The sequence below is a fragment of the uncultured Sphingorhabdus sp. genome, assembly GCF_937872355.1.
Lineage (GTDB): Bacteria > Pseudomonadota > Alphaproteobacteria > Sphingomonadales > Sphingomonadaceae > Sphingorhabdus_B.
The window spans coordinates 1-5,277 of record NZ_CALMSV010000056.1 but is presented as its reverse complement, the minus strand read 5'-3'; the positions used below and the strand labels follow the sequence as shown (position 1 = coordinate 5,277).

The 5,277-nt window shown below is 58.8% G+C and carries 4 protein-coding genes and 2 pseudogenes; all 6 read right to left on the bottom strand.

The window, feature by feature from the left end:
• A pseudogene (locus Q0239_RS02810) lies at nt 1-191 on the bottom strand (HPP family protein); the annotation flags it as partial.
• Nucleotides 191-583: a nuclear transport factor 2 family protein gene (locus Q0239_RS02805; RefSeq protein ID WP_298598062.1), complete on the bottom strand. Its 393-nt coding sequence runs from the start codon at nt 581-583 to the stop codon at nt 191-193. The pseudogene Q0239_RS02810 and the gene Q0239_RS02805, both read right to left, overlap by 1 nt.
• Nucleotides 584-585: 2 nt before the next feature.
• Nucleotides 586-1,530 (bottom strand): D-2-hydroxyacid dehydrogenase, encoded by a 945-nt coding sequence (locus Q0239_RS02800; RefSeq protein ID WP_298598059.1) that lies wholly within the window; start codon nt 1,528-1,530, stop codon nt 586-588.
• A 3-nt stretch (nt 1,531-1,533) separates the two neighbouring features.
• Nucleotides 1,534-2,010 carry an endonuclease domain-containing protein gene (locus tag Q0239_RS02795; RefSeq protein WP_298598056.1) on the bottom strand — a complete coding sequence of 159 codons (477 nt, stop codon included), beginning with the start codon at nt 2,008-2,010 and terminating at the stop codon, nt 1,534-1,536.
• Between the two features lie 114 nt (nt 2,011-2,124).
• Nucleotides 2,125-3,555 (bottom strand): annotated as a pseudogene (gene cysS / locus Q0239_RS02790) (cysteine--tRNA ligase).
• A gap of 181 nt (nt 3,556-3,736) precedes the next feature.
• A complete protein-coding gene (locus tag Q0239_RS02785; RefSeq protein WP_298598053.1) occupies nt 3,737-4,408 on the bottom strand; it encodes a nitroreductase in 672 nt (223 codons plus the stop codon).
• Between the last annotated feature and the right edge of the window lie 869 nt (nt 4,409-5,277).

The following is a 5,277-nucleotide window of genomic DNA, read 5'->3' as shown; positions in this document are numbered from 1 at the left end:
ACCGCGAAAACCAATACCGCAGATGCGCCGATCGGGGCGATCAGGAAAGGCAAGCCCGGAAATCCGGCCTGGATGGCAATCCCGGCCAAACCGGCAACCAGCACACCCAGTCCAGCGCCAAGTGCAGCCCAGCTGCGATCACCGAAGGTGGCCCCGGCAAGCAGGGGCACAAACAGGCGCAGTCGCTGCATTAGCCCTTCATCGCTGCCAGCATCTCGACCATTTTCTGGTGAAGCATGTTCACGGCTTTCAACGGACGCACCATCACCTTGAAATGGGTGATCAGGCCATCATCGTCACATGAAATCATGTCGATGCCGTTGATTCTGATGCCGTCAATTTCAGCCGTGAATTCAAGGATCGCGCTGTTCTCGCGATGCCATTCGCCGACATAGCGGAATGTATCATTGCCGAGCGTGTGTCCGGCAGCCGCGAGATATTTTGAGGTGATCGCTTTGCCGACTTGTGGCGTGTGCACCACGGGGCTTTCGAAAACACAGTCGTCGTGCAGGATCTTTTCAATCTCGGCGACATCCTTCGATAGCGCGACGCGGTGCCAGATTTCTGCGGGGTTATGTGCCATATTCAGTATCCCAGATCGAGGTTGACGAGCGGCTCCAGCCTTTCGCCTTTATGATAATTTTTCAGATTTTCTAGGAAGCGTTCGGCAGACCGAACGAACATCTTGTCCTGCGCGCGGCCCGACAGGTGCATGCTGATATGGCAATTGCCGAGGCTCCACAGCGGATGGTCGGCAGGGAGCGGCTCGGGCGTAGTCACGTCGAGAAACGCGCCACCAATTTGCTGGTCCTGCAACGCCTTCACCAGCGCATCCTGATCGACCACCGATCCGCGCGCGATATTCACCAGCACCGCGCTCTGCTTCATCTCGGCAAGCTCATCTGCGCCTATCATTTCCTCGGTTTCGGGCGTCGCGGGGACCGCGAGGATCACCCAGTCAAACTCGCCCAGCCGAGCCTGCCAGGCATCGGGCGCAAGGCTCGAAGGCCCCGGTGTGCGGCGGACGATAGTCACATCGACATTGAACGCCTTCAGCCGCTCCTCGATCAGCTTGCCGATCGCGCCATAGCCGAGCAGCAATGCCTTGGAGCCGTAAAGCTCAACCTTGCCGGGCGAATCGATCAGCCATTCGTGACGGTCCTGCGCGTGCATCACCTCGCGATAGCCCTTGGCGATATTCAGCATGCCCATGACGACATATTCGGCGATGGTGATCGCGTTGATGCCCGCGCCATTGGTGACTTTGGTACCGCGCTTTTTAAGTTCGGCTAGCGGCATGCCATCGACGCCAGCATAGATGCTGTTGAGCCACTTGAGGTTGGTTGCCGCGGTGATGGGCGCCGCCATGTCCGCCTTGTCATCCATGTCGAACCAGCCGATTTCGGCGAGCGGCGCGAGTTCCATGGCTTCATCCTTGGAAACATACCAATGCGCCTCGACCCAATCAGGCAGACGCGGCTCGACCATCGCGCGGATCAGGCTGGACGCCACGAATTTGGTTTTGGTCACAATCTATTCCTCCCCATCGACTTGCGATGGGGAGGTGGCAGTTGCGCTAGCAACTGACGGAGGGGCCTTCCCAAAGCAAATAAGTCGATCTTCGATTGTTGCGATAATCGCATTCACTGCTTCTGTCGCGTCTTTCAAAACGAAAACAGCAGGAATGCGCAATGTATCAATCCGGTGCTCAGCCAGCCACGCATCCCGCCTTGCATCCCGTTCCGGTCGATCGCCGCTATCATGCGCAAAGCCGTCGACCTCAATTGCCAGATTGGCCCGCGCGCAAAAGAAATCGAGCACATAGTGTCCGGCTGGGTGCTGTTTCCGGAATTTATGTCCACCGGGCGATTGGCGCAGAATTTGCCACAGCATCACTTCCGGCTTGGTCAATTCGCGCCGAAACCTCTTAGCGCGTTTGATGGAAGCCAACGGTTTTTCCGGACGCACCGAAGTCCCCTCCGTCAGGCCTGCGGCCTGCCACCTCCCCATCGCAAGTCGATGGGGAGGAAGCAAAACGAACGCTCAGTCTTATCCTCCCCAATGACTTGCATTGGGGAGGTCGCATCGCGAAGCGATGACGGAGGGGAATTCTGTCGTTCCCGATCAAACATCCAGCTTCCAGTCCCAACCGAGTGAATCACCGTCCATCACCTCTACGCCCTTGGCAATAAGATCGTCACGGATCGCATCGGACGCCGCGAAATCCTTGTTGGCGCGGGCTTCCTTCCGGCTGGTCAGGGCAGCTTCGATTTCCGTTGCGCTGATTTGCGCATTTTTAGGCTGAACCCGCAAGTTGGCGCGTTCAAGTTGCAGCAAGTCGATACCCAGCACTGCGTCCATTTGCGCGATGGCAAGCAGCTTCTGCCCTTGATCGATCTTTTTGAGCGACAGTGTCTCTTCAAGCGCGGTCAACGCGATGGCGGTGTTGAGATCATCCGAAACCGCTGCATCGAAACGCCCAAACAGGTCCAGCAAGCGCGTGGCGGTCCTTTCGGGGGCGGGCTAAGTCCCCGGCAACGCCGCACCCGCCATCACCATCCGTTTCAACCTTGTGAACGCCGCCTGCAGTCCTTCCCAACTAAACTCCAGCTCGCTCCTGTAATGCGCCTGCAGGCACATCAGGCGATAGGCGAGGGGGTGGAAGCCCTTGTCGATCAGCAGTTGCACCCGCAGGAATTCGCCTGCGCTCTTGCTCATCTTGCCGCTGCGTTCGATCAGGAAGTTATTGTGCATCCACATCCGCGCGCCGCTGTGGTCGCTGTGGCAAAAGGCCTGGTTTTGCGCGATTTCGTTAGGGTGGTGGATCTCGCGATGATCAATACCGCCGGTGTGGATGTCGAACGGAAAACCAAGCAGGTCGCCCGACATCACCGAGCATTCAAGGTGCCAGCCGGGCGCGCCGCGGCCCCAGGGGCTGTCCCATTCCATCTGACGCTTTTCGCCCTCCGGCGTCTTGCGCCAGATCGCGAAATCGGCCGCATGGCGCTTGCCCTCGACGGCCTCAATCCGACCTTCGCCTTCGTCGGTCTGTGCTCGGGCAAGTGAACCATAATTTGCGACGGTCGAGGTATCGAAATACAGCCCGCTTTCCAGCTCATAGCAATGTTTGTCGGCGATGCTTTTGGCGAACTCGATCATCTGCGGAACATAGTCGGTGGCGATCGACCATTTGGCCGGTTGGCGGATGTTGAGTGCCTTGATGTCGGCCCAGTAGGCTTCGGTATAATGGCGCGCGATATCCCAGATGGACTGCGCCTTTTCGGCAGCCATCTTCTCCATCTTGTCCTCACCCGCATCGGCATCGTCGGTCAGATGGCCAACATCGGTGATGTTGATGATGTGGGTGAGCTTATAGCCCTTGTAGCTGAGCACGCGGCCCAGCGTGTCGGCGAACACATAAGCGCGCATATTGCCGATATGCGGGTAATTATAGACCGTCGGTCCGCAGCTATAGACGCGCGCCTCGCCGGGGTGGACGGGCTGGAAGGGCTCCAGTTGGCGGGTCAGGCTGTTGAAGAGTTTGAGGTCGGACATGGACGGGGCGATGGCTTAGGAAATAGGACAGGTCAAGCGCACTTCATCCTCCCCATCGACTTGCGATGGGGAGGTGGCAGTTGCGCAGCAACTGACGGACGGGAATTGAAACGTCATAGTCCCCTCCACCACCGCTTCGCGGCGGTCCCCCTCCCCATCGCAAGTCGATGGGGAGGATGTTTTAAAACCCCTGCCAAGTCACCACTTCATCCAGCGGCGCTCTCGGCACAGGAAAGTTATTCACCGGCGCATCCGGATCGCGATGGCCGATCGCCGCCCCGCAGAAAAAGATATGATCGTCGGGAATGTTAAAGCACGCCCTGATTTGCGGCGTATAGATTGCCCACGCCTCCTGAAAGCAGCAATCCAGCCCTTCCTCACGCAGCAATAACGCGACCGTTTGCAGCCACATGCCGATATCCGACCATTGCGGCGGGCCCATATAGCGCGGGGTGTGGATCAGCATCAGCACCGGCGCATCAAAGGCACGGAAATTGCGCGCGAACCACATCAGCCGCGCCATCTTGTTGTCGCGGGGGATATCGAGTGCTGCATACATCGCTTCGCCCACACCAAAGCGGGCGTCCTTATATCGGCCATCGAGTTCTGGCGGGTAGATACTATATTCAGGTTTATGGGCGGCCGGGCCCTGTGGAACGACTTCGGCCACTGCTTCCAGCAATTTTTTGAGCGGCTGACCCGTCGCCATCACCGCGTTCCACGGCTGCGTATTGCCGCCAGACGGTGCGTTCTGCGCTTTGGTAAGGATGCTTTCGAGCAATGCCTTGTCGACCGGCTTGTCGAGAAATTCGCGCACCGACCGGCGGGATGCGACTGCTTCGGTGACGTTCATATGCGGCTCTCCAGAGATTTAATCGTTCGATTAAACTTCTGTCACGCCCTCAGCGAATTGCAAGCCTATTCCTCGTCAAACAGTCCGGCCAGTTGCTCGATCATCGTGCCGCCCAGTTGCTCGGCATCCATGATGGTGACGGCGCGGCGATAGTAGCGGGTGACGGCATGGCCGATGCCGATCGCCACCAGTTGCACCGGGCTGCGGCTCTCGATCATCTCGATCACGCGGCGCAGATGCTGTTCGAGATAGCCGCCATGATTGACCGACAGCGTTGAATCGTCGACCGGCGCGCCGTCGGAAATCACCATCAATATGCGGCGGTCTTCAGGACGGGCGATCAGGCGGTTGTGCGCCCAGAGCAGGGCTTCGCCATCGATATTTTCCTTGAGCAAGCCTTCACGCATCATCAGGCCGAGGTTGCGACGGGCGCGGCGCCAGGGCTCGTCGGCTTTCTTGTAGACGATGTGGCGCAAGTCGTTGAGGCGACCGGGCATGGCGGGGCGACCGGCGGCGAGCCAATCCTCGCGCGATTGACCGCCCTTCCAGGCGCGGGTGGTGAAGCCCAAAATCTCGGTCTTCACGCCGCACCGTTCGAGCGTGCGGGCCATGATGTCGGCGCTGATCGCGGCGATTGAAATCGGGCGTCCGCGCATCGAACCGCTATTGTCGATCAGCAGCGTCACCACGGTATCGCGGAATTTGATGTCGCGCTCGACCTTGTAGGAGAGCGAGCTGCCTGGCGAGACCACAATGCGTGCAAGCCGGGCGGCATCAAGCAGACCTTCTTCCTGATCGAAATCCCAGCTTCGATAGATCGGAAGAGCACACATCTGAACTCCAGTCACATCACGATCTCGTATGCCGTC